The organism is Mesorhizobium sp. C268A (assembly GCF_040324475.1).
Classification (GTDB): Bacteria; Pseudomonadota; Alphaproteobacteria; order Rhizobiales; family Rhizobiaceae; genus Mesorhizobium.
This window is the reverse complement of sequence record NZ_JAMYVX010000001.1, coordinates 2,012,538-2,036,996: the sequence shown is the minus strand read 5'-3', so window position 1 is coordinate 2,036,996 and position 24,459 is coordinate 2,012,538. Positions and strand designations below refer to the sequence as shown.

General features: G+C 61.0%; 23 protein-coding genes and 1 pseudogene. 18 read left to right on the top strand and 6 right to left on the bottom strand.

The genetic code is table 11. The features are described 5' to 3' along the window. Positions 1 to 239: 239 nt before the first annotated feature. From NKL06_RS09930 to NKL06_RS09915, 4 genes are all read left to right on the top strand, one after another. Complete coding sequence (locus tag NKL06_RS09930; protein ID WP_502903735.1) at positions 240 to 2,588, top strand: sacsin N-terminal ATP-binding-like domain-containing protein; 2,349 nt, start codon at positions 240 to 242, stop codon at positions 2,586 to 2,588. A gap of 256 nt (positions 2,589 to 2,844) precedes the next feature. After that, a complete protein-coding gene (locus NKL06_RS09925; RefSeq protein WP_156939140.1) occupies positions 2,845 to 4,062 on the top strand; it encodes a hypothetical protein in 1,218 nt (405 codons plus the stop codon). Then, positions 3,981 to 4,373 carry a protein NO VEIN domain-containing protein gene (locus NKL06_RS09920; protein WP_198027051.1) on the top strand — a complete coding sequence of 131 codons (393 nt, stop codon included), beginning with the start codon at positions 3,981 to 3,983 and terminating at the stop codon, positions 4,371 to 4,373. Before NKL06_RS09925 ends, NKL06_RS09920 begins: the two co-directional genes overlap by 82 nt. A 288-nt stretch (positions 4,374 to 4,661) precedes the next feature. Further along, positions 4,662 to 6,242: a trypsin-like peptidase domain-containing protein gene (locus NKL06_RS09915; RefSeq protein WP_023692458.1), complete on the top strand. Its 1,581-nt coding sequence runs from the start codon at positions 4,662 to 4,664 to the stop codon at positions 6,240 to 6,242. Positions 6,243 to 6,598: 356 nt separating this feature from the next. Here NKL06_RS09915 and NKL06_RS09910 read toward each other — a convergent pair. Further along, positions 6,599 to 7,789: pseudogene (locus NKL06_RS09910) on the bottom strand (IS256 family transposase). A gap of 256 nt (positions 7,790 to 8,045) precedes the next feature. Between NKL06_RS09910 and NKL06_RS09905 the strand changes: the two are divergent. The 12 genes from NKL06_RS09905 (at position 8,046) to NKL06_RS09850 (ending at position 19,961) form a co-directional block, all read left to right on the top strand. Beyond that, the gene (locus tag NKL06_RS09905; RefSeq protein WP_023692457.1) at positions 8,046 to 10,076 is read left to right on the top strand and encodes a conjugal transfer protein TraG; all 2,031 of its coding nucleotides are present in this window, start codon (positions 8,046 to 8,048) and stop codon (positions 10,074 to 10,076) included. 119 nt (positions 10,077 to 10,195) lie between these two features. Further along, complete coding sequence (locus NKL06_RS09900) at positions 10,196 to 10,609, top strand: CopG family transcriptional regulator (protein ID WP_023692456.1); 414 nt, start codon at positions 10,196 to 10,198, stop codon at positions 10,607 to 10,609. Continuing rightward, on the top strand, positions 10,606 to 11,574 hold the full coding sequence (trbB, locus tag NKL06_RS09895) for a P-type conjugative transfer ATPase TrbB (protein ID WP_023692455.1): 969 nt from the start codon (positions 10,606 to 10,608) through the stop codon (positions 11,572 to 11,574). Before NKL06_RS09900 ends, trbB begins: the two co-directional genes overlap by 4 nt. Positions 11,575 to 11,585: 11 nt before the next feature. Further along, positions 11,586 to 11,894: a TrbC/VirB2 family type IV secretion system protein gene (locus NKL06_RS09890; protein WP_023689362.1), complete on the top strand. Its 309-nt coding sequence runs from the start codon at positions 11,586 to 11,588 to the stop codon at positions 11,892 to 11,894. Continuing rightward, positions 11,894 to 12,166 (top strand): VirB3 family type IV secretion system protein, encoded by a 273-nt coding sequence (locus tag NKL06_RS09885; RefSeq protein ID WP_023689361.1) that lies wholly within the window; start codon positions 11,894 to 11,896, stop codon positions 12,164 to 12,166. Before NKL06_RS09890 ends, NKL06_RS09885 begins: the two co-directional genes overlap by 1 nt. Further along, entirely contained in the window at positions 12,160 to 14,610 is a 2,451-nt protein-coding gene (trbE, locus tag NKL06_RS09880; RefSeq protein WP_023692454.1) for a conjugal transfer protein TrbE, read from the top strand. The genes NKL06_RS09885 and trbE overlap by 7 nt, the downstream gene beginning before the upstream one ends. Then, complete coding sequence (gene trbJ / locus NKL06_RS09875; protein ID WP_023669263.1) at positions 14,607 to 15,332, top strand: P-type conjugative transfer protein TrbJ; 726 nt, start codon at positions 14,607 to 14,609, stop codon at positions 15,330 to 15,332. The genes trbE and trbJ overlap by 4 nt, the downstream gene beginning before the upstream one ends. A 36-nt stretch (positions 15,333 to 15,368) precedes the next feature. After that, entirely contained in the window at positions 15,369 to 16,691 is a 1,323-nt protein-coding gene (gene trbL, locus NKL06_RS09870; RefSeq protein ID WP_023692453.1) for a P-type conjugative transfer protein TrbL, read from the top strand. Beyond that, positions 16,692 to 17,423 (top strand): conjugal transfer protein TrbF, encoded by a 732-nt coding sequence (trbF, locus tag NKL06_RS09865; protein WP_023692452.1) that lies wholly within the window; start codon positions 16,692 to 16,694, stop codon positions 17,421 to 17,423. Then, a complete protein-coding gene (gene trbG, locus NKL06_RS09860; RefSeq protein ID WP_031210500.1) occupies positions 17,413 to 18,441 on the top strand; it encodes a P-type conjugative transfer protein TrbG in 1,029 nt (342 codons plus the stop codon). The genes trbF and trbG overlap by 11 nt, the downstream gene beginning before the upstream one ends. 10 nt (positions 18,442 to 18,451) lie before the next feature. After that, entirely contained in the window at positions 18,452 to 19,669 is a 1,218-nt protein-coding gene (locus tag NKL06_RS09855; protein ID WP_023692450.1) for a TraB/TrbI/VirB10 family type IV secretion system protein, read from the top strand. A gap of 13 nt (positions 19,670 to 19,682) precedes the next feature. Next, complete coding sequence (locus NKL06_RS09850; RefSeq protein WP_023692449.1) at positions 19,683 to 19,961, top strand: DUF2274 domain-containing protein; 279 nt, start codon at positions 19,683 to 19,685, stop codon at positions 19,959 to 19,961. Between the two features lie 169 nt (positions 19,962 to 20,130). Here NKL06_RS09850 and NKL06_RS09845 read toward each other — a convergent pair whose 3' ends face one another. The 5 genes from NKL06_RS09845 to NKL06_RS09825 form a co-directional block, all read right to left on the bottom strand. Then, the gene (locus tag NKL06_RS09845; RefSeq protein WP_081731033.1) at positions 20,131 to 20,214 is read right to left on the bottom strand and encodes a MucR family transcriptional regulator; all 84 of its coding nucleotides are present in this window, start codon (positions 20,212 to 20,214) and stop codon (positions 20,131 to 20,133) included. Positions 20,215 to 20,329: 115 nt separating this feature from the next. Next, positions 20,330 to 20,635, bottom strand: a complete 306-nt coding sequence (locus NKL06_RS09840; protein WP_155922416.1) for a hypothetical protein — start codon at positions 20,633 to 20,635, stop codon at positions 20,330 to 20,332. Between the two features lie 370 nt (positions 20,636 to 21,005). Then, complete coding sequence (locus NKL06_RS09835; RefSeq protein WP_023692447.1) at positions 21,006 to 21,221, bottom strand: hypothetical protein; 216 nt, start codon at positions 21,219 to 21,221, stop codon at positions 21,006 to 21,008. 303 nt (positions 21,222 to 21,524) lie between these two features. Further along, the gene (locus tag NKL06_RS09830; RefSeq protein ID WP_023692446.1) at positions 21,525 to 21,920 is read right to left on the bottom strand and encodes an avidin/streptavidin family protein; all 396 of its coding nucleotides are present in this window, start codon (positions 21,918 to 21,920) and stop codon (positions 21,525 to 21,527) included. A gap of 393 nt (positions 21,921 to 22,313) precedes the next feature. After that, on the bottom strand, positions 22,314 to 23,081 hold the full coding sequence (locus NKL06_RS09825) for a hypothetical protein (RefSeq protein ID WP_023692445.1): 768 nt from the start codon (positions 23,079 to 23,081) through the stop codon (positions 22,314 to 22,316). Positions 23,082 to 23,204: 123 nt separating this feature from the next. Here NKL06_RS09825 and NKL06_RS09820 point away from each other — a divergent pair, with 123 nt between their 5' ends. Both NKL06_RS09820 and NKL06_RS09815 read left to right on the top strand, forming a co-directional pair. After that, positions 23,205 to 23,420, top strand: coding sequence for a hypothetical protein (locus NKL06_RS09820; RefSeq protein ID WP_023692444.1), 216 nt, complete (start codon positions 23,205 to 23,207; stop codon positions 23,418 to 23,420). Positions 23,421 to 23,716: 296 nt separating this feature from the next. Beyond that, a complete protein-coding gene (locus tag NKL06_RS09815; protein ID WP_023692442.1) occupies positions 23,717 to 24,304 on the top strand; it encodes a hypothetical protein in 588 nt (195 codons plus the stop codon). Positions 24,305 to 24,459: the final 155 nt, after the last annotated feature.

Here is a 24,459-nt window from a genome sequence, read left to right as displayed (position 1 = left end):
TCCTATCCGAACATGCCGCCGGCGGCCGAGCTGCCCGATCCAGGCACTGTCATCCAATCGGTCCCAAGTGATGCCCTGAGAGCTGCCGTTCGTGAGCCGCGCCGGCGGTCGGACTGCAATAGTCGAGCCCTTCGAACTGTTACGGACCAGCAATAAAGGGATGGCGTCCGATCGGTCCCCCGGACATAAGGTGTTCATGGAATCTTTATCACTTAGGGAACAAAGCTCCGCCGCCGAAAGTGAACCCACGCCTCTCGGCGCGGCGCATTGGGGCGAATGGATCAAGGCGCGGATCGAGGAGACGGACACCGCCTATCTTGCCAAACCGTTCGACAGCCCGGGATTATGCTGGCCGCGAACTTCTAGAACTAGTCCAAAACGCTGCGGACGCGGCCGCCGAGCACCAAAATCATGGACGTGTCCGCATCGAAATAACGGATCACGGCCTGTGCGTCGCGAACAGTGGCATGCCATTCCGAGCGGGCGGAGTACGATCACTGATGACAGCGCACACCAGTGACAAGCCGGATCGTCAGGCAACGCTGATAGGAGCCAAGGGTCTGGGCTTTCGAGCTCTACTGAACTGGTCGGCGGAACCGTTCATCACCAGCGGCGCGCTCGAGATCGGCTTCTCTCGGGCGCATGCCGTGCGGCACACCCGGAGGCTCGCCGAACGTAGTTCCCAATTGGCTCAACTAGTCGCGTCCGCCCGAAAGCCGTTGGCGCCAATTCTCGCATTTCCGGTCTTCGGCCCCACGCTCGACGAACTCGACGGTGAGGCAATTTGCGCGTTGATGGCGCGTGCACGCGCACTTCGCGCCGACGGCTATGACACCGTGGTGGCTGCCGCATTCGATAGTCGGAAAGCCCATGATCGGGCGCTCGCCCAATTGACGGAGTTCCACCCCGATTTTCTGCTCTTCGTAGAGGCGCTCGACGAAATCATTCTTGTGGTCGAGGACAAGCCTGACGTCATTTGGAAGAAGACTGAGACCACGGCTGGCGATTTCGTCCTTGAAATCACCACGGGCAACGAGAGCGAGAAGCAGCGATGGGTCTGTCATCGCCGGCGCCGGACCGTTCCGGATCCTGAGGATGCCGACGGTGGTCACCGACCCTGCGAATTTGCCATTGCTCTGAAGCGAGGCCCAGACAATCAGGGTGGCTACCTTCATTCCTATTTTCCAACGTCCGTGAAACTGCCGTTTCCGGCACTTTTCCATGCGACACTCGAACTCGATTCCAACCGCAAAACTCTGAACGTGAACTCGGACATCAACACTACCGTGCTGTTAGAGCTCGCCGATTTTTATGCAGACTTCCTATTGGAGCTGTGCGAGTCTGGAGTGATCGCGGATCCGATCGTCTTTCTCTCGCGAGACGAAAGCTTTCCCGATGCGCTCCGCCCCTTCGAGGAAGCCGTCCATAGCGCTGCCCAATTACGCGACTTAATCCCGACGATTGCGGGGCGCCGCGTCGCCGCCATCAAAACTCAGCTCGGTCCAATCGGTTACGCTGAGTTCCTGCCCCAACGGTTCTTCGGATCTCTAGCGAGATGCAGAAACGACCGCGATCGCAAGACTCTTGAACGCCTCGGCGTAAGCCAGCTGGATTCTGGCGTGATGATATCCAACCTCAAGACATCGTCCTTGACGATCGCTGAGCGGGCAAGCGCCATCGTCGGCATCGCGAAAGGATTGCCTCCGAAGTTTCACGACCGCGGACTACTGCTCGATGCCAATGAACGTCCGCTCACCCGCGACAATAGCTGCTTCCCGCCGCCGACAAACGGTCGCCCCCCAGCGTTGCCGCGCTGGGCGCGTGCGAAGTTCCTCCACCCTGAGCTTTGGGCAAAAATCAGCGCAGGTCTCGGTGGGTCATTGCGTGAGCGGTTCGACCGCCTTGGCGATTTCGGGATCCAAGAATTCAACGCTGCCGGGGTCATTACATCCTTGCGGAGGCAGGCTGCCGATACGATGAGGCGAGGAAGAATCGATGCCGACAAGGTCCGCCTCGAGTTTCTGAATGCGCTATTCGACCTGCGCCAGACTGTTGCGAAGGATTCCCTGTACCCGACTGGGCGCACCGAGGTAGTCTCGGCCGATGGATCATGGCGCGACGCGACGGAGGTCCATCTGTCGACTGGATACAGCGCAAAAGGTCAGATCGTCTCCACGCTTTACGCCTCGCAGCCCGGGTTTTTGCTGGGAAGTTCGTCGGCGAACGGGTTCGAGCGGGACGCATCTGAATTGGCCGAGTTCTTTCGCTGGATTGGGGTCCATGACTGGCCCGCACCCAGACCGCAACCTGTGCCACCAACCTTGCAAGCCACCGTTCTTGCGCCGCTGCCAGCGACCTTCGATGTTTCGGACGAAAATCAGAGGCGGTCGATAAAACGGAGCGAGCTCTATTGGGGATCGACCTGCCGCGCCGACCATCTCTGGCTGGCTGGCCCTCGACGGGATTCTAGATTCGGCGCCCAGCGCCGCCATCCTCGCCTGGCTTGCATTCGACCCGCGATTCGACCCTGTCACGGGGATCAAATTCTGGACCCGTTTCTGGGCAACATCAGGGCGCGCCACCTCTAAGCAGTATCATGGCGAGCTGCCGGACCTTGTCAGGCATGCGCTGTCCATCCGCCCTTGGCTTGAAGTAGCGAACGGCGTGCGTGTCGCGCCACGCGACTCGATGGTGTCACCTGGACGACTGGGGGAACTGTTCCATACGCCGGCGCGTCCACGGGAAAGCGAGGTAGCAGATTTTAGCCTTACCCGAGACGTCTGGTCGAAGGGCCTCCTACACGCCAAGGTGCCCAATCGCCTGCCAGATCTGGACGAGGCGCAGGTGTACAGGGTCCTGGGGGCGCTCAAAAGCCGCAACCTGGGGTCCGACATCGTGCGCAGGCTCTATGCGCAGATTCTTGATCTCGAGGGGTTTACGCCGGGGCGGGCAATGGAAGACGCGCAGCGATTTTGGAGTGAAGGCGAGGTACAAGTCAGGAAGGGTGGGGTAGTATCGTGGGTACCGGTCGGCGAGGCCCTGTATCTCGATCGGGACAATTTCCCCGCAGCCGCACGCGACTATTTCAGTCTCATCGACCTACCGCCGAGACGCAACGCCACCGAAGTGTTCGCTCGCTTTAAGGTCGCGCCGATGAGCAAGCAGAATTTCAGCCTCACGATCACGCGTGTGGTCGAGGAGGACGGCGTGATCGCGGCGCGGCTGCGCACACGTCTCGCGGCAAGCCTCCCCTTCATCAAGGCCCATCGGGCGGCAAATTCCGTCGACACGCAGCGCTTGAGGCGCCTCGATGCCATCGGCGTGAAGGCCCTCGTTGAGGCGGATCTCGAGTTCAGCCTTGGAGGCGACCTGTTTCAAGGGCAGCTCGAACCGGGCCTGCTGACGGGCGATAGCTTGCTGATCGGCGTGAACGTAACAGAAGGCGAGGAAGAACTTATGCTGCGCGCGATCACCGCCATGAGTGACGGTCTAGCGGAGTTCTTCGAGCTGCAGAGTGGCGATGATTTCGAGAAACTGCTTGCGCCAACGGCCAACGGTCTTCGGATGATGCAGCTCAAGCGCTTGCTTAACAACCAGACTCCTGAAGAGATTGAGCGCCTGATAGTGACCTTGGACGCGGAGATCGCCGAAACCGATCATCAGGGCGGAATCGATGCCGCGACCTTTGCTCGCGGCGCTGGTCCTGGCGAAACGAGGACCAAGGAGGCACAAAACGTACCCTCATCGAGCGTCGTCGATAGTGGCGCGTCGACGACAGGATCAGTCACGCCTCAATCCCCGCCACCTCCTACGGAGCGGACGCCAGCAACGGCGGTCACTGTCACGAAGCTTGAGATCCACGATGGTGGTCGCGGCGGGGGTGGCGGCACCATCGGCATGCGAGTGGCCGGGGAACAGGGCCGACGGGTGGCAAACCTTCCGATATCTACGCTCCGTCCGACGCTGAACAATGGGCGATCTTGTTCGAGCACAGCGAAGGTCGCTTTCCAATCCAGGTCTCGCGTCTGCAAGGCGGGGACGCGTTCGGCTGTGATTGCCTGAGCTTTGCAAGCCCCGATGACCGCGAAACTTTCAAGGAGGATCCGACGCGTCTTTCCCTAATCGCGCGCTTTATCGAGGTGAAGTCGGGTACCGTCCGATTGACCCCAAATGAGGTGGCGGCTGCAGAGCGGCACAAAGCGAAATACTTTATCTATCAGATCGCGTTCGATGCCGGCTCGCGAGCCTCGGCGCATCTGACAATCATCGCCGACCCGCTTAGCCATAAGTCGGCGCTCGCGCGGGAGTGCGAGGTTCGGATCGAAGAGATCCGCGGCCGCCTGAAGCTGCGTCTGAACGCGGTCGCGAGCTAGGGGCTGCGCTCTACACGCGCTCGAAGGGCGCGACAGTACATACTAAGGGTGCGGCGGAGGTGAAGGCAGCGTTTTCCGGCGGCGAGGAAGACCGCTGCTTGAGAGCATCTGCATTTCCAGTGGACATATACTAGGAGGCATAGATCAACTAGGGCGCCGCTGATAAGCAAGCTGGACGGGGTCACTCTTCGCATACGGGCTGTGTAACTGCGGCCTAAGAGCAAACGTTTCGACACATCTTGCCCGCCGAATACCTATGGTGAGCGGCGTGATTGGAAGGGGGGCCCCGTGCCGTCGGCTGCTAGAATTTTCGGCAAGCTCTATCCTATCGATATCCCTGCCGAGTTCAGCGATGAGGCGACGCTACTGGCCCATCTCGGAATCAGCCCTCCCGAGTTGAAGAAGATATGGTGGTATCGCCGCAAGATGTATAGACAGTTCTCGATCGCGAAAGGGCGTGGAAAGACACGTCTGATCTGCGCGCCGGACCGTCGACTCAAGATTCTGCAGCGTAAGCTCGCGCCCTTGCTGGATCAGATTTATCGGGTTCGAAACCCAGTCCACGGCTTCGTGATCGATCGATCCGTCAAAACAAATGCTGAGGCTCATGGAGCGCGACGCTTCGTACTGAACCTTGACCTTCAGGAGTTCTTCCCGACGATCACCGAGAACCGGATCGTTGGCCTGCTGACGTCCGTCGGCCTTGATCGTCGGGTTGCTGAGATCGTGGCGAGACTTGCTTGCTATGACGGCCATCTTCCCCAAGGTGCACCAACGAGCCCAGTGCTGTCGAACATGATCTGCTATCGCCTCGATACGGAGCTTCTCCGCATCGCAAAGAGCGCGAGAGCGATCTACACCCGGTATGCGGACGACATCACTTTCTCAGGTTATCAGCCTCCGGCTCCGCTTTTCGACGCCGGGCCGCCGGCGGTCGGAAAATTCTCCCCAGACTTGCTCTCGGCCGCCTTGCGTGCAGCCATCCAGGGCAACGGCTTCACCGTCAATTCGCATAAGGTCCACTACGCCGACCGAAACTCACGGCGTATCGTGACCGGCGTGAAGATCAATTCTGGGCTGAATGTTGATCGCCGTTACGTCCGCGACATCCGAGCAAAGCTTAACTCGATAGAGAAACATGGGCTCAAAGCCTCGCAAGCAAGACATTCTGCTAAAGGCGGCAAAGGTGATATCGGCTCTCACATTCGCGGAAAGATCGCATACGTTGTCCATTTGAAGGGGCTGGCGGACCCAGTCGTTCGCTCGTTGGCTTTGCGCTACAACCGGAGCTTCGCAGATCACCTTATGAAGGTCACACCGACCGACAGTGAGCGGCGGGAACGGTCGGTTTGGATCGTCGAGCATTCCGGGAATGCAGGGGAGCAGGGTACCGCCTTTTTTCTGAGTGGTGTTGGGCTCGTCACGGCTGCTCATTGCGTGGAGGATCCAGAAGATCTACTCGTCTATCATCCGAGCACGCCGTCGAACCAAACGAGAGTCTCGGTCCGCAAGCGATGCAAACATCACGATTTAGCGATCCTCGACCATGCGATAAATTCGAATGAGTTCTTCGAGATGGAAGCGGCGACGGTCGCGGCAGGCGTTGGTGATGACGTCACTGCCTATGGTTATCCTGGATATGGACCCGGTGACCGTCTCAACATTCGAAATGGAAAGGTTACGTCTCTGCCTCGGAAGAACGCGATCGATCGAGTCGAGGTCTCGCAAGAACTCAGTCAGGGCATGTCAGGAGGCCCGGTATTAGATGCCGGCGGGAAGGTCGTCGGCGTCATCCACAAGGGTGGACCGAGCGAAGGCCGGCAAATCGCAACCGCGATCCACGAACTGAGGAAATGGGCGGCGAGCTAGGTGTTTAGAAATATCATGCTCCGCGCATCGGTGAGCACGCCCCGCCCATCGATTACTTCGTCGAATTATTGTCTTAAATCTTGCCAGCCGACGCCTGACCACCTTCGTGACCCGTCGTGAGACCACCAAACCACCCCTTTCGTTCAGACCGCCGCCAGTCATCCTCTGCGCACTGGCTCACGTCGCGACATACGTTCCGGACCCGACGGCCAAGTCGGATCGGTCTTTTTTGCTTCGACTGACAGCTTTCTGCCTACTTCGCCCGATAGCTGTCAGTCCGCTGTCGGCCCCATACAAGTCATTCGCTCGTGGTTGTGTGCGTCAAGTTCTGCAAAATGGGGCGGCCATGATGCTGGTCATGCGGCTTGGCGCAGAGCGAGCTTCTTGTGCTCGCGCAGGTCGTCCATGTTGATGTATAGGTTGGCCTCCATCCAGTTTTCGTTGGTCTCGACGGCCAAGGCCCTGACCAGGCGCAGGCAGCTTTCGGTATTGGGAAGATGCGCACGACATAGGTGCGCCGGCGGATTTCCTCGTTGAGCCGCTCCAGCATGTTGGTGGACTTGAGATGCTTGTGGTGCTGTCTCGGCAGCCTGAAGAAGGTCAGGGTTTGTTCGATGGCATCCTCGGCCCAGCCTGTCAGGCGCGGATAGCGTGCCGACCATTTGGCAAGCCATGCGGCAAGATCAGCCCTGGCCTCTGCGAGATCGCGCCGGTCGTAGAGCCAGCGCAATTCCTGCAGGCAGTCGTCGCCGTGCTTCCTCGGCAGATAATCGAGCGCGTTCCTGAGGAAGTGCACGTAGCAGCGTTGCCAGGCGGCTTCGGGGATCACCTCGCCGATCGCTGCCACCAGGCCGGCGTGATCGTCAGACACAACCAACTCGACGCCCTTGAGGCCGCGCGCCTTGAGGCCGACGATCCCTCCAGGCCGAGCGGCTCTCGCGATTGGCCATCTCCACGGCCAGGATCTGGCGCCTTCCGTCCCAGTCGATACCGACCGCGATCAGCACCGCCTGGCTCATGACAACACCGGCTTCACGCACCTTCTCGTAGCGCGCATCGAGGATGAGGTAAGGAAACGGCTCTTGAAGGGGGCGCCTGGCAAAGGCAGCGAGGCTCTCGTCCAGCCGCTTGTTGATGGCCGAGATCGTCGAGGCCGAGAAGGCATGGCCGCACAGTTCTTCCGTGATCGCCTTCACCTTGCGGGTCGACACGCCCTGGACATACATCTCCGCCAGTGTCGCCACCAAGGCCCGCTCGGAACGCTGGTAGCGCTCGAACAGCTCGGTGGAGAAGCGCCCGGCCCGGTCCTGCGGAACCCGCAGCTCGAGCTTGCCGACCCGCGTCACAAGGGTACGGCCGTAATAGCCCGAGCGATAGCCAAGCCGTTCGGGCGTGCGCTCGCTCTTCGAGGCACCCAGCGCCTCGTCCATCTCGGCCTCAAGCACCTCCTGCATCACCGCACGGAGCACTTCGTGCAATCCATCCGGGTTCGAAAGCAAAATGTCTTTGACGGCAGCGCTGGCGGTCTTAACTTCAGTCTTGGTCATGGCGGCGTTCCTTCGCGGGAATCAGTGACGTGAACAATCACCAGCCTGCCATGACCGCCCCCTCTCAGCGAATTTGCAGAACTCTCAGCACACTACCTCGCTCGTCGCCCTTCGCGATGACACTTCTTGGCGCCCCAGTCTTCCAAGCCTGCAACGTTCACTGCATCGCACGGGCGCGTATATTGGGTATCTTCGATATTCTGAAACGTCACGTCATGCTGCTTCCATCTACTACCAAACAGTGGAGGCTGTGCCCGTGACACCGACGAAGCTCCTTGTCGGCCAGATCGTAGTTGTGTTCGCCATCGTCATCGTTGGCGTATGGGCGGCAACGCAATGGTGCGCCCACATGCTGGACTATCAGCCGCAGCTTGGCGCGCCATGGTTTGCCGCGGCGGCCCGGCCGATCTACAAGCCGTGGAAACTGTTCGAATGGTGGTTTCACTTCGACGCCTATGCGCCTGAGGTCTTCGACAAGGCCGGCATGCTTGCCGGAGCCAGCGGATTCTTGGGGTGTGCGGCCGCAATAGCTGGCTCCCTCTGGCGCGCGCGGCAGAGGGGGTTGGTCACCACCTACGGTTCCTCACGATGGGCCGCGGCTCGGGAAATCGAGAAGGCAGGCCTGTTTGAGCCGGCCGGCGTTTTCCTTGGCAAACTGAAGGATCACTATCTGCGACATGACGGGCCGGAACATGTCATGGCCTTTGCGCCGACACGTTCGGGCAAGGGCGTGGGATTGGTCGTTCCAACGCTTCTTTCCTGGACCGGCTCGGCCGTCATTCACGACATCAAAGGCGAGAACTGGCAGCTGACTTCCGGCTGGCGGTCGAAGTTCTCTTTCTGCCTCCTGTTCAATCCGACCGACTCGAGATCGGCGCGCTATAACCCGCTGCTGGAAGTGCGCAGGGGTTCAGATGAGGTCCGCGACGTTCAGAACATCGCGGACATTCTCGTCGATCCGGAAGGCGCGCTGGAGCGGCGGAATCATTGGGAGAAGACTAGTCATTCACTCTTGGTCGGGGCCATCTTGCACGTGCTCTACGCGGAAGAAGAAAAGACGCTCGCCCGCGTCGCCACTTTCCTGTCGGATCCGCAACGCTCGTCTGCCACGACACTGCTGCGGATGATGACCACCAACCACCTCGGCACGGCGGACAAACCTCGGGTCCATCCCGTCGTGGCCTCGGCGGCTCGCGAGGTGCTTAACAAATCAGAGAACGAGCGCTCAGGCGTTCTCTCGACCGCCATGTCGTTTCTCGGTCTCTATCGTGATCCGACCGTGGCCGCGGCAACATCGGCCTGCGACTGGCGCATTGCCGACCTCATGGATGCGGAACGACCGATGTCGCTCTATCTAGTGGTGCCGCCATCGGATATCTCGCGCACCAAGCCACTGGTGCGACTGGTGCTCAATCAGATCGGCAGGCGACTGACGGAGCGGCTGGAAGGTGACCCGAAGAAGAGCCGCAAGTACCAACTGCTCATGATGCTGGACGAATTTCCGGCTCTTGGCCGCCTCGACTTCTTCGAGACCGCGCTCGCCTTCATGGCGGGTTACGGCATCCGCGCCTATCTGATCGCGCAATCCTTGAACCAGATCTCCAAAGCCTATGGCGAGAACAACGCCATTCTCGACAATTGCCATGTGCGCATTGCCTTTTCCTCCAACGACGAGCGCACGGCCAAACGCATCTCGGATGCGCTCGGTACGGCGACGGAACTCAGGTCCATGCGCAACTACGCCGGCCACCGGCTGGCGCCCTGGCTCTCGCACGTCATGGTCAGTCGCCAGGAGACCGCTCGCCCGCTGCTGACGCCTGGCGAGGTGCTGCAGTTGCCGCAAGCTGACGAATTAATCCTTGTTTCGGGGTTGCCGCCGATCCGCGCCCAGAAGTTGCGTTATTATCAGGATCCGAATTTCACCGAACGGGTGCTGCCGGCGCCGGTGTTGCGCGACGGTCTGTACGCTGACTGTCCTGCGTCGCGCCCCGACGATTGGAGCGGACTAGTCCGCAGTGTTGACCGCCGTCTCGCTGCCGATGACGAAAACGCCGGCGAGGCAATCGAAGAAGAGGGCGGCGTGCAACAGCAGCGTCATCCAGGCCTGCCTGAAGAACACGTCGTCGTCTCTCAGGAGCCTGATCAAGACGACCTCTTCAATCTGGCGGACGATGACGCCGAGGCACTCGCAGACAAGCGCGTCATGGACCGGGTTTCCACCGCAGCCAGCGCCTACGGTATCAACGAGGGAAGGGGCGACGACAAGGACATCATCCCCGGCTTCTAAGCGCTTTCGCAGCTCAGGCGTATCTCAGCGTAGATAACGCCCATAAGCGATTTTTCAGATATCGGCGATGTTCGTTCGCACCGCCGGCGCATCAGCGCCGGCCAGTCGGAACGAGCCCCATGAAGCCCCATCGCATTCGCCACCAGTTTCTGCTCGAACCCGAATTGAGCGAGAAGCTGGAAACGCTCAGCCGCAACCCGTCGACCACAAAATCGGCGATCGTCGCGAAAGCGGTCGAGGCCTTCATCGAGCGGCGTGGCGAGAACGAACTCGACAATCGTTATGGCAGGCGGCTCGACCGTCTTTCCCGCGACCTCGACCATATCCGAACCGATGTCGAGGTGATCCTGGAGAGCCTCGCACTCTTCATACGGTTTTCGATTACGCTTCATTCCCACACGCCGGTCCCGGATCGGGCGACACAGGCGATTGCCCAAGAGCGCTTTGACAAATTCGTCGAGCAGGTCGGTCGCCAGATCGCCTCCGGGAAGCGCTCGCTTGGCAACGGCAATGGCAATGGAGGCGAAGGATGAGCTCTCATCCCGCAGCCGACCACCGCCGCCGAGCCATGCTGCGCACAGCCATGGGCGCCGCGATCACCGAGGCCCTTTCCGATTCGACCGTCATCGAGGTGATGGTCAATCCCGACGGCGCGCTGAGGCTCGACCGGTTGGGAGAAGGCCGGGTCGATACAGGCGTGCATATGCATCCTTCCGAGGCGGAACGCATCATCCGGCTCGTCGCCTCCCATGTACGCGCCGAGGCGCATGCAGATAGTCCGATTGTCAGTGCCGAATTGCCATCAGGCGAGCGCTTCGAGGGTCTGCTACCGCCGGTCGTGCTGGCGCCATGCTTTGCCATCCGCAAGCCGGCAGCAAAACTCTACACGCTGGCCAACTATGTCGCCGATCGCATCATCCTCCCGCTGCAGGCTGATGCCCTGAGGAAGGCAGTGCGTGAGCGGCGCAACATCCTGGTCGCCGGCGGCACGTCGTCGGGCAAGACCACGCTTGCGAATGCGCTGTTGGCAGAAGTCGCCGAATGCGATGAGCGGGTGATCCTGATTGAGGACACCCGCGAGCTGCAATGCGCAGCCGAGGACTGTGTTGCCTTGAGGACGAGGCGGGGGTCGGTCACGCTTGGTGATCTCGTGCGCTCGACGCTGCGACTTAGACCCGACCGCATCATCGTCGGCGAAGTGCGGGGCGCGGAAGCCCTCGACATGCTGAAGGCATGGAACACCGGACATCCCGGCGGCATTGCCACGGTTCACGCCAATTCGGCACGCTCCGCACTCTATCGTATTGAGCAGCTCGCCCAGGAAGCCGTTGTCACCGTTCCCCGCCGGCTGATCGCCGATGCCGTCGACTTGGTCATCTTTATTGCCGGAAGAGGACCCGCGCGCCGCGTTGACGCGATCGCCGAGGTCACGGGTCTCGACGGCAGCGGCGATTACGCCGTCACCCCGCTCACACTTCCGCAACTCCAGCAGCTCTGAAAGGTCACCTCATGCGCAAGAAGCTTCGCTTTCTTTCGTTCGCCGCCGTCGCGCTTCTTCTCACGGCCCAGGCCCACGCTGCCGGCTCCGGCATGCCGTGGGAACAGCCGCTTCAGCAGATTCTGGAATCGGTGCAGGGGCCGGTCGCCAAGATCATCGCGGTGATCATCATCATCACCACCGGCCTGACCCTTGCCTTCGGCGACACGGCGGGCGGTTTCCGCCGGCTGATCCAGATCGTCTTCGGGCTGTCGATCGCCTTCGCGGCCTCGAGCTTCTTTCTTTCCTTCTTCTCCTTTGGCGGCGGGGCAGTCGTCTGATGAGCACCGGAGAGCAGCATATCGAAGGCTTCGAGGTTCTGGTCCATCGGGCGCTCACCGAGCCGATCCTGCTCGGCGGCGCGCCGCGGGCGGTGGCGATCCTCAATGGCACGGTGGCCGCGGCCATCGGCCTAGGCCTGCAGCAGTGGATTGCCGGTCTGATCCTCTGGATCGCCGGCCACACGCTCGCGGTCTTTGCCGCACGGCGTGATCCGGATTTTGCCAGCGTGCTTGTCCGTCATCTTCGTCAAAAGGGCTGGCTTGCATGCTGAAGCTTTCCGAATACCGCGGCAAAGCCGACCGGCTTGCCGACCATCTGCCGTGGGCAGCACTCGTCGCGCCCGGCATCGTGCTCAACAAGGATGGCAGCTCCCAGCGGACATTGCGGTTTCGTGGCCCCGACCTTGAAAGCGCGACGGAGGCCGAACTTATCGGCATATGCGCGCGGGCAAACAATGCGCTGAGAAGGCTCGGCTCCGGCTGGGCATTATTCTTCGAGGCCGAGCGCAGCGAAGCGCTGGGCTATCCGAGCTCGGCGCTTCCCGATGCTGCCTCATGGCTGATCGATGAGGAACGGCGCGCGGCCTTCGAGGGCAAGGTCGCGCATTTCGAGAGCATCTATCATCTGACCTTGGTCTTCATGCCTGGGCCCGATGGCCAAGCGCGCGCGGAAAGTGCTCTCGTCGACTCGCATGACTTGGGAGGGGAAAGAGACTGGCGCCAGGAGCTTGCCCGGTTCCGAGACGAGACTGACCGTGTTCTCGATCTTCTTTCGGGCTTCGTGCCCGAGGTGCGCGCGCTCGACGATGCCGAGACCCTGACGTACCTGCACGGCACGATCTCGACACGCCGTCATCCGGTCGCCGTGCCGGAAACGCCAATGTATCTCGACGGCGTCCTGGTTGACGCGCCGCTGACCGGCGGCCTAGAGCCGATGCTGGGTGACCAGCATCTGCGCACGCTCACAATCCTCGGTTTTCCGAACGTCACCCGGCCAGGAATCCTTGATGCGCTCAATAACCAGGATTTCGCCTATCGCTGGGTGACGCGCTTCATTCCACTCGACAAGGCGGAAGCCACGAAGACGCTGACTCGGCTCCGGCGGCAGTGGTTTGCCAAGCGCAAATCGATCGCGGCTATTCTGCGCGAGGTGGTGACCAACGAACCGGTGCCTCTCGTCGACAGCGACGCCGACAACAAGGCGCTCGATGCCGATGCAGCACTGCAGGCATTGGGCGGCGATCATGTCGGCTTCGGCTATCTCACCACAACGGTGACGGTGTGGGATCAGAACCGTAAAGCCGCCGCGGAAAAGCTTCGCGCCGTCGAGCGGATCGTCAACGGGCTCGGCTTCACCACCATTCGCGAAAGCATCAATGCCGTCGAAGCGTGGCTTGGTTCATTGCCGGGTCATGTCTACGCCAACGTTCGCCAGCCGCTCGTTCACACGCTTAACCTTGCCCATCTCGTGCCGCTGTCGTCCGTGTGGGCAGGTCCAGCGGAGAACGAGCACCTTGCCGAGGTCACCGGCGATTACGCTCCGCCGCTTCTTTTCGCCGAAACCAGCGGCTCGACGCCGTTTCGGCTTTCGACCCATATCGGCGATGTCGGCCACATGCTGATTGTCGGGCCGACCGGTGCCGGCAAGTCGGTTCTGCTTGCCCTGATCGCTTTGCAGTTCCGGCGCTACGCTGGCGCACAAATCTATGTCTTCGACAAAGGCAATTCGGCCCGCGCCGCCGCGCTTGCCATGGGCGGCGACCACCATGCGTTGGGTGCGAATGGTGCGCTTGGTTTCCAGCCGCTGCGCCACATCGACGACCCGGCCACACAGAGTTGGGCGGCCGAATGGATCGCCGGCCTCATAGCCCACGAGAATGTCACCGTCACCCCGGAGGTGAAGGAGGCAATCTGGTCGGCGCTCACCAGCCTCGCCACCGCGCCGGCGCAGGAACGCACGCTGACTGGCCTGTCGGTCCTGCTTCAGTCCAATGCGCTCAAATCGGCGTTGATGCCCTACACGCTCGACGGTCCATTCGGCCGCCTGCTCGATGCCGATGACGACCGGCTGGCCATCTCGGATGTGCAGTGTTTCGAGACCCAGGAGCTGATGCACAGCCAAGGCGCTGTGCTGCCTGTGCTCACCTATCTGCTCCATCGTCTTGAGGACCGGTTTGACGGGCGGCCGACGCTGCTCATGCTCGACGAGGCCTGGGTCTATCTCGACAACCCGCTCTTTGCCGCCCGGATCCGCGAATGGCTTAAGGTGCTGCGTAAGAAAAACGTCTCCGTGATCTTCGCGACGCAGTCGCTTGCCGACATCGCCGGCTCTTCTATCGCACCCGCAATCATCGAGAGCTGCCCGCAGCGCATTTTTCTCCCCAATGATCGTGCGGTGGAGCCGCAGGCACGGGCAGCCTATGAGCGCTTCGGTCTTAATGAGCGACAGATCGAATTGGTCGCCCGCGCCACGCCGAAGCGCCACTACTATCTGCAGTCGCGCCGCGGCAATCGCCTCTTCGAGCTCGGGCTAGGCCCGATCGCTCTCGCGCTTTGCGGCGCCTCCGACCCGGCCGCGCAGACCCTGATCGACAATATTCTTTCCGAAGAAGGGCAGGGCAGCTTTGCCGCCCGTTTCTTCAGTGCGCGCGGCCTGGATTGGGCTGCCGAGCTTCTCCAGCAATTTCCTCAACCTAACAAGGAGCAATCGTCATGATCGGACGCCGCCTTTTTACTAGCCTGGTCACCGTTTCCCTGATCGCCAAACCGATGGCTGACTACGTCCAGCCGGCCTATGCGCTCATCGTGTTTGACCCGTCCAACTATACGCAGAATGTGCTGTCGGCAGCACGCGCATTGGAGCAGATCAACAACCAAATCCAGTCGCTTCAGAACCAGGCGACCATGCTGCAGAACATGGCGCGCAACCTTCAGCGCCTGGATTTCTCTTCCGTGGGCCAGCTTACCGGCTCGCTCCAACGGATTGACGGTCTGATGACCCAGGCGAGCGGCCTGAGCTTCGATCTCGACAAGCTGCAGGACCAGTGGCGCCAGCAATATCCGGAAAGCTACGACGCCACCATCAAGGTCAGCGATGTGGCGAGCGCCGCGCGCGAGCGCTGGCAGAGCGCCATGCAGGCGTTCCGCCAGACCATGAGCGCGCAGTCGCAGATCGTCGAGAACGTGCAGGCCGATGGCGACCTGCTTACCGATCTCGTCAATCGCAGTCAGGGCGCGGCAGGTGCCCTCGAGGCAAGCCAGGCTACGAATCAGCTGATCGCGCTTTCGACCAAGCAGCAGATGCAGATCCAGACGCTGCTTGCGACCCAGTTCCGGGCCGAGGCCGAGGATGCGGCGCGCAAGGCGCAGTCTGAGGAAGCCGCTCGCGAGACGACGAAGCGTTTCCTGGGCACCGGCACGGCTTATCCCGGCAACTGAGCGGCAGTTCTTCAAGACAACGACGAAGGCGGCGACATGAACGACCTCGGAGTCATCGATCGCTTCATGGAGACCTTTACCCGCTACATTGACAGTGGGTTCGGTCTGCTTTCGGGCGACGTCGCCTTTCTCACCACCATTCTGATCGGCATTGACATCACGCTCGCGGGCTTGGTCTGGGCGTTCGGCGGCGAGCCCAACATTCTTGGCCGGCTTGTTCGCAAAGTGCTCTATGTCGGCGCCTTCGCCTTCGTCCTGAACAATTTCAAGAACCTCGCCGACATAATTTACCGCTCCTTTGCCGGTCTCGGCATCAACGCATCGCCCGGCAACCTGTCCGCCGACAGTCTCCTGCGGCCAGGCCGCATTGCCGCGGCCGGCTTCGAGGGCGCCTGGCCGCTCCTCAATCAAGCGAGCCAGCTAGTAGGCTTCCCCGAGATCTTCGGTAACGCGCTCACCATCTTCGTGCTGCTTCTGGCCTGGTTCCTGGTCCTCATCGCCTTCTTCATTCTTTCCATCCAGCTCTTCATCACCATCCTCGAGTTCAAGCTCACCACGCTGGCCGGCTTCGTCCTGGTGCCCTTCGCGCTCTGGAACCGCTCGGCGTTTCTGGCCGAGCGCGTGCTCGGCAATGTGATTTCGTCGGGCATCAAGGTGATGGTGCTTGCCGTCATCGTCGGCATCGGCTCCACGCTCTTTGGCGAGTTCGCTTCCGCCCTGCAGGGCCAGGAGCCGGACCTGGCGGCGGCCATGTCTCAGGTACTGGGTGCGCTGGCGCTGCTTGGGCTCGGCATTTTCGGCCCCGGGATTGCCTCGGGTCTTGTTTCCGGCGCGCCGCAGCTTGGCGCCGGCGCGGCACTTGGAACAACGGCGGCCGCAGCTGGATCAACGCTCGCTGCCGGAGGCGCTGCGTTTGCCGGCGCGCGCATGGCAACAGGCGGCGGCCTCGCCGCAGTCCGTGCCGGCGCCGCCATCGGGTCCGCTGCCACCGTCGCTTGGCAGACGGGGCGCGCGACATCGCCCGAGTCCGGGCTGTCCGGGGTAGCTGCTGGGCTGCAGGGGGTTGCGAGTGCCGCTAGCGGCGCCGCGATGCGGGGAATGCGATCCGCAGCAGAACCATTCCGCCGTAGTGCCGACGCCGGTCGCGATGCCGGCTGGACCGCGACCGGCGGCATGCCGACCAGCTCGATGAGCGGAAGCTCTCCAGTTATAGCTCCCGCGGCCGCGCCTGCCTGGGCAAGGCGTCTGCGTTCCGAACAGACCGCACGCGCCCATCGCAATGCTGCCACGCAGGCGGTGCGCGATGGAGATCGGGGCGGAAGCGGCGCCAATCCCTCCCTCAATGACAAGGAAGACTAGATGCTCTTCAAGCGACCCGTTCAGCGTTATGGAAAGACGCCCGAACCCGTAACACCCTACCAGAAGGCCAGCCAACTCTGGGATGAGCGCATCGGCGCGGCGCGCGTGCAGGCCAAGAACTGGCGCTTCATGGCCTTTGGCTGCCTGGCTCTGACGACGGGGCTTTCCGGTGGGCTTCTGTGGCAGTCGATGCAGGGCCGCGTCGTGCCTTATGTCGTCGAGGTCGACCGCTTTGGCGAGGCGCACGCGGTCGCGCCGGCAGTCCAAAACTACCAGCCCGACGATGCCCAGATCGCCTGGCATCTCAGCCGCTTCATCCAGAATGTTCGTTCGGTTTCCACCGATGCGGTTCTGGTGCGGCAGAATTGGCTGTCGGCCTACGACTTTGCCACCGACCGAGCGGCGCTCTTCCTCAACGAATATGCCAAGGCGAACGACCCTTTCGGCCAAATCGGCACGCGCAGCGTGTCAGTACAGGTGACCAGCGTGGTCAGGGCTTCCGACAGCTCGTTCCAGGTCAAATGGACCGAGCAGGTGTTCGAGCGCGGCAGCCTCGCCAGCACGACGCGCTGGATCGGGATCCTCACCATCCTCATCCGCCCGCCTAGGACAACCGAGCAGCTGCGCAAGAACCCGCTCGGCGTCTTCATCAACGCCATCGACTGGTCGCGCGAGCTCGACAGCGCCGCGCCAACCCCCGTTTCCCCTAAGGAGCCCGCCAATGACAAATAGAGCCCCATTGCTTCGTGCTGCCTTGATCCTGTCGGCGTCTGCTGCGGTTCTTTCGGCCTGTGCCTCGAAGCCAGTGCCGCCGCCTCAGATTTCCTATGACCACGAGGACTTCAAACCAGCCGCGATCGAGAAGGCGCCGGAGAAGCCGGTCAAGGTCGTGGAAGTGCCGAAACCGTTACCGTTGCCTGGTCAGTTGATGCCCGCACCCGGCAAGCCCGCCCCAGATAAGCGCTCGCCGGAAGAACAGGTCGCCGATGCCAACAAGGCGGCGACGCAACAACCCACGAAGTTTGGCTATGTCAATGCGGTGCAGGTTTACCCCTTTGCCGACGGCGCGCTCTACCAGCTCTACGCCGCGCCGGAGCGCGTCACCGATATCTCGTTGCAGCGGGGCGAGAAGCTGACCTCGGTCTCAGCCGGCGATACGGTCCGTTGGGTGATCGGTGACACCGTTAGTGGCTCAGGCGATGACCAGCGCACTCATGTGCTGGTGAAGCCATTCGCGCCGGGGCTTGCCACCAATCTGGTCATCACGACGGACAGGCGATCCTATCACCTGCAGCTTCAAAGCACTGAGAAAACTGCCATGGCGGCGCTCTCCTGGATTTACAGCGAAGACCAACTCGTGGCGCTTCGGCGGCGCAACGCTCAGGCAGAGGCTGAAATGCCCGCGGCCTCGAACGTAGCACTCGAAAACATCCGCTTCCGCTATTCGATCACCGGCGACAAGCCGCCGTGGAGACCGACGCGCGCCTTCGATGATGGCAGCAAGGTCTACATAGAGTTCCCGAAGCGCATCGATCAGGGCGAGGCGCCACCGCTCTTCATCGTCGGTGCTGACGGGGACAACCAGCTCGTCAACTATCGGATGCACGGCAACTACTACATCGTCGAGCGCCTCTTTGCCGCGGCTGAACTCCGTCTCGGCGCCAAGCAGCAGCAGGTGGTGCGCATCACCAGGACCGACGGACGGCAACTGCCGCGGCGGATATCGCTCTTTTCGCGGTTTGGCAGGTGAGGGGAGGCTCATGACCGACACGTCCCGCCCCAATGTTCCGCCCAAACTCGATCCCGAACAGCTGCAGCTGCGGGCCTCACCGCGCCGGGCCGTGCGCTTCAAGCGCGGCATAATCGTCGCGATCGCAGCTGTTGGCTCCGCCACCATCTTTGGCGTCACGATGATGGCGCTGCAGGGGCCGGCACTGCGCCTGAAGCAGCAGGCTGAAGAGCTTTACAGCACCGACCGCAACCCGACCGCCGAGGGACTTGAATCGCTGCCCAAGGACTATTCCGGGAGCAAGCCGAAGGCTCCGGTGCTTGGACCGCCGCTGCCCGGGGATCTCGGCCGTCCTATTCTCGAGCACCAGCGCCAGCTTGGCATCGCACCTGGGCAAGACGTTTCCGCCGAGGCGCAGCGGCTTGCACAACAAGCGATTGAGGCGCGCGAGTCGCAAGTCCTCTTCCGCATCGAAAACCGGCCCCAGCAGACGGAAGCTTTTGGCAATGGGCAGGGCGGACGTTCGCCTTTCGAGACGGCGTCTCCGCAGCCAGATACCGAAGGCCAGCGAGCTTCCGTCGCGCCGGCCGAGGGCGACCAGAACAATCAACAGCGCAAGCTCGATTTCATCGATCAACGGAACACCGGCGGGATCTACAACCCGCATGCACTGCAGACGCCGGCTTCGCCCTATCAGATCATGGCCGGTAGCGTGATCGCTGCAAGCCTGATCACCGGCATCAATTCCGATCTGCCCGGCCTTGTCGTCGCCCAGATCACCGAGAATGTGCACGACAGCGTCACCGGCAGCATCCTGCTCATCCCGCAGGGCTCACGGCTGATCGGCACCTACGACAGCGTTGTAGCCTTTGGGCAAAGGCGCGCTCTGTTGGTGTGGCAACGCATCGTGATGCCGGACGGCTCCTCTACCGAAATCGACAATCTGCCCGTGACCGACGCGGCCGGCTATGCCGGGCTCGAGGACAAAGTGGATTTCCATACTTGGCAGCTGATCAAGGGCGTCGCGGTGGCCACATTGCTGGGGGTTGGTACCGAGTTGAGCTTTGGGGAAAATGAAAGCGACTTGGTCAAGGCAATTCGTGAATCCGCCCAGCAGAACGTCAGTCAAGCCGGCCAACGGATCACGGAAAAGAACCTGAACGTCCAACCCACGATCACTGTCCGCCCTGGTTGGCCGTTGCGCGTCGTCGTGCACAAGGACCTCGTGTTGCGGCCATATACGGGGTGAACAGGAGGACTTGATGGCTAATTTGAAACTCGGAAAACTTCCGGACCGGACACCTTCGAAGATCACCATCACCGTTGGCGCCGACTTGAGCCAAGCACTTAATGACTATGCCGCACTTTACCGTCAGACCTATGGCGAGTCCGAAACCGTGGCTGAACTGATCCCCTTTATGCTGGTCGGATTTCTGGAAGGTGACCGGGCATTTGCCAAGGCCAGAAAGGAAGGTTTACTGGGCGCTGGCGCGTCGGAGAAACCACGAAGGCAATCATCTTCCACGCTGGACAACGGGTAGCGCTTGGTGTCGTTTGGTCGCACGCTAGGTTCTTGATCCTGACCGCGTTGCGGCCGGTCCCAGCGAGCGCTTCGCAAAATTGAGATCAGGCTTTCGCTTTACGCGTTGAGGTAGGTTTTCTTGGCCGGAGCAGCCTTCCTTCCCAAACCTAACGATTTTGCAGCGCTTATCAGGCGGCCGAATAGTTCAGGGCGACCACGGGATAGTCCTTCGCCAGTCCCCACCTCGCCTGGTATGTATCGGGGCCGTGCATGCGTGCGATCTACCGGTGGGAGTTTTTCTCGAGCCTTTCGGCCGCGTCCGCCAGTTCCTTCGATCATTTCTTGAGCAGCGAATTCGCTTCCTCCCGGAAATATTCCCCAAGATGGTCAAGCAAAGCATGGATCGAACGCGGATGGCTTGGGGTCTGCGAGGTGAGCGGGGTCGCCACGCCGAATTAGGGCATGTAGCCAAGCCCACTGCCGCGGTTGCGGTTGGTCCGGCAAAGCGGCGATGCGCTCTGCGGTCTCGGCGTCGGCCTGTTGCTGTCGCAACGCGACCAGAGCCGCCTTTTCAACCGCTTCTGACTCGCCGTCGACCAAGCCTTCGAGAAACTCCACAGACTCCTCGATCGGCATCCATCCCGCAAGTTCGGCGACCATCAGACGGTCTGAACTGTCTGTGCACTCGCTCATGCGAGTGATCGTCTCGACCAAGCGTCGCCGTGGTGCGGCACGGCACAGCAAGCGCCTAATTTGATGGCGAACGGGAACCGGCGCTGCGGCGTGGTCGCCCAGCACGACGTCCGCTGCCCTTTCGGCATGAGCTCCAACAACAGGTAGGCGGCCGACTCTGCGCGGGACGCAGCACGCCGGCGGTGATGAGCCGATCGCGAGTCGCGTCTGCAACGGCCAGTCTGGCAGCAACGCTGGCCGTCCACGGATAGATCGCACTCCCATCAAGTAGCGTGCCAGCGAGACGGAGCAAAGCATATCCGTCGCTGGCATGGAACGCGCCTGGGTGCGGTTCTCTATCGTCGCCCTTCGCCAATATCGATCGATTAGCTCATATTCGCTGACAGCCGGCCCAGCGCTCGCTTCCGGGAATTCGGCAATAGATCGCCGCCAATGTGGGACGTGTAAGCGACAGCAGCACGTCGTCAGGGAGGAACTTAGGATCGCGGCCGGACCGGCGGAGATGTTCACGCACTTGCGCCAAGGTGAAGTCAGGCACGGCCACTTCGCTCAGCCCCTCGGTCGTCTGATGCAGCAGCCTCGTCATACGATTCTCCGCTGAAATCACCGTCCTGATACCCAGGCGCGCCCAGGGCACCGCTGCCAATTCGGCGGCTAGATCCGGATCGGGCCAGGTGGTCGAGGAACAAGGTCAGCCAGACGCCGTCCTTGTTGCCAAGTTGCGGAAATCCTCGCAATTGGCAAGCTGCGGTCAAAATCGGTGCGCCAAATGGTCTGACGAACTTATACATCCGGGACAGGTAAGACCGGCTATTCTAGCCTTCGTCAGATCACAGGTCCACCATCGCCGAACCTTCGAGCGAGAGCAACAGCCGAAACCTGGCAGCGGCTATTCCCGAACGAATTGATCCGCACCTGCGTTGATTGAAGCCCACATATCGTCGGGTTCCTCGGCATCGGCAACGTTTTGCGTCATCTGCCAAAGAGTGTCGAGAACGTCTGAACCATCTGCAGCGGTAGTCAGTTGCCCTACCCAAGCAGTTATCGCTGCTACCGGCCAGGCGACGACAAACGAGATTAGATCGCCATTTACAAATCCGGCCACGTCTCCGGTCAAGGACTTCCCGCTCCCGCTTTTCGCGGTCGTATATGAACCGGACACTTTGTTCCCCACAACGGCAAGAAACATCTTCGAACCAAGCTCGTTTTTCCAATGTCCGGCAAAGTCGGGACCGTTGCCTGAAGTCATCGAAAGCAGCTTGAGCGCCGTCTCAACTTTTCGCACGTTACATTCCTCCCAAGGTCGACCTTGTGTGGCTTATATCCAAAGGGAGCTTGACGAAGCAAGGCACGTTCCGTCAGTTGTGGGAGAAAAAGGGGTGATAAGCAAGCAAGACAGAAAACCAGCCAGCCTAGATTCACCACTCGTCATGGCCGATGAATCCAATGCGCTGACGACGGCGACAAGAGACCGCCGCCCCTCCGGAGCCAATCCATCATTCCAACCAATCTTTCTGTCCCGCATTGCGCTTTGTTGCCGGCAATAGAAGAACGACTCTGTCCAGGATCTGATTTCAGACAGAATTGTTGCCCGCACCGGACGGCAGTTTCTAGACGCAGATATTGAATGCACCCCTCAGATCGGCGCACTCCCCCTGCGCCACTGAACATTCGCTGACTAGCATTGGGCTTGTTCTCGGATTGCCGCTTCGTGTTCGCGTACGAGTTCTTGGAAGCTAGCGAACGCGACGTAGAACAGCATCTGTTCTCGCTCCAGCAAGGTCACAATCTTGGCAAGGTCGAGCGGCTCACGTCCGCCGAACCCGTAACGGACCTGGCCCGTCTTCTCGTTGACGATCCGCGTTACGAGTTGCGTCATTCCAACCACAAACCGCGGCGAGAAACGATGATTGTAGGCATTGCGGAAATCGTCGGTGCCACCGCGGAAGGCACTTGCGCCAATGGCGTCAAGCGCGCGCTTAAGTCCTTTGTAGCCTCGCCAAGACTTGCCATACTTGTCAGCCACGTGGGGATAGATGTCGTAGTCGAGCGGCAGGTCGTCGCTCCAGGTGGCTGGCCGCTTGAGCATATTCGCCTGATGGCACAGATGGGCGGCGGCGAAGCCGAAGCGCCCCTTGACTACATAGGGAGAGTTCAAGGCGTTGGTGGCGAGTGTGTCGATGAATTCATGGGTCGCGTCAAATTGTTTCTTCTGCGTTAGCGACTGGATCACCCTTGACCAAGCTGTCAGGCTATGGACGTCGTTGGTAAATCTATTGATGGTATTGGAGAGCTCACGCCCAAATTCGTCGAGCATCCACGAATACGCCATCCATTGGACGCCAATCGGATTGGGCAAGTTCGACCAATTGTAGGGCATATAGCGCCCGGTGAGCGGCGTCCCCTTTAAGGTTTTCCGGAACTGTCGATAGAGCGAGATCCCCATAGCGAGAGTTGTACTCGACGGCGTTCAAAAAGCCATACGCGTCAGTCGCCATTTCAATCGGATCGCGCCGGTATAATTCGGCTTAGGGATTGGGTTCGAGGGCGTCGCGGATATGACGTTTGCATGGCGAACCAGCGCGATGGCGGCGCATTGACGGTCGGGAAATGGAACTTTTCCGGTGTCCTCTACCAGTTGCTTGCAACGTTGAAGGCCGGCCTCACCGCAATGATCGAAGAAGTGGTAGCCAACCGCGACGGTGCCAGCGTCCGCATCGTCGTCGAGCGCGCGAGAGGCGGCGATGCCCAGACGCTCCAACCTGTGGTCCGCAGGGTCGACTAAATCAAGATCCGCCGGGGAATGGCGCCTTGGACTTCGCGCACGATCGTTGAAGAGGTGCTGCCAGATCTGTTTGAGGCCGCGGGCAATGGTGCACAGCCAACCGAATTCCGGTTCATCACAATCTCGATGGGACGGATGCGTTCGCAAAGTTCGTCGAGTCAATCGGCAACGCGCATCGAAATGGCAAAGGTCCAGCGGATCTCGATACCTTAGAGCTGCGCTTTCGCTGGCGGACGGAAAGAATATCACCGGAAGGTGTTCAGCCACATCGCCGAGACCTTGGACGCTCCTGAAGTGTGGCGTTTCTGGCGACCCTCATAGTGGCGGGCTGGTCGGAGGCAGCAATCACCGATGAGATCGATGCTATGCTGGCCGAACTCGTCGATGAGCGCGAGGAGATCTCCGTCAAGCGCAAGGCGTTTGTGGCGCAGCTCCTCGGCTTAGGCACGGGGTCGGCGTGTCGCTTTTCGCAAACGCCCTGCTTCAAGCGGTCGATCTCATCCTGCGCGGCTGACCTTGGCGCGGCGCATACCGTGGATTCTTCGTCAAATCGAGACGCCCTGCAGGTGGCGAGATATGATCGGACCATTGGATGTGCGGGGCGTGCCGGCGTCGATCGAAGCCCCACTTTCGGTTCCGGACAAGGCAAGACCTGTCGGCTGTGCCGCGCCGCACAGGAGATGATTGATGCCGGCCAATGCGCGATGTTGTTGGCGGCGAGGGGGGAACTTGCCGACATCGAGGCCAAGGAAGGTGTGCTTGTGAAGGTCGGCAACAGGGCGGTATCGCGCTGCGGCGGCGATGAATGCCGCACGGTGCACAGTTGGCTTAGTTGGGCTGTGTTGTGGATCACTGGAGGCTGCACTGCTGAGAGCCTCACTTGACCAAGGCTGCTTCGCGCCCAATTTCGGACGGTGAGGCAAACTTTGCCTTCGCCTGGAAGCAGACATTCCGATCGCCATCTTGATAGTCCACGGCAGAGCCCCGAAGCCGCCGTTCGGTCGAGGACTGCGACGTAGTCGGTCGACCCGCGCCAGTG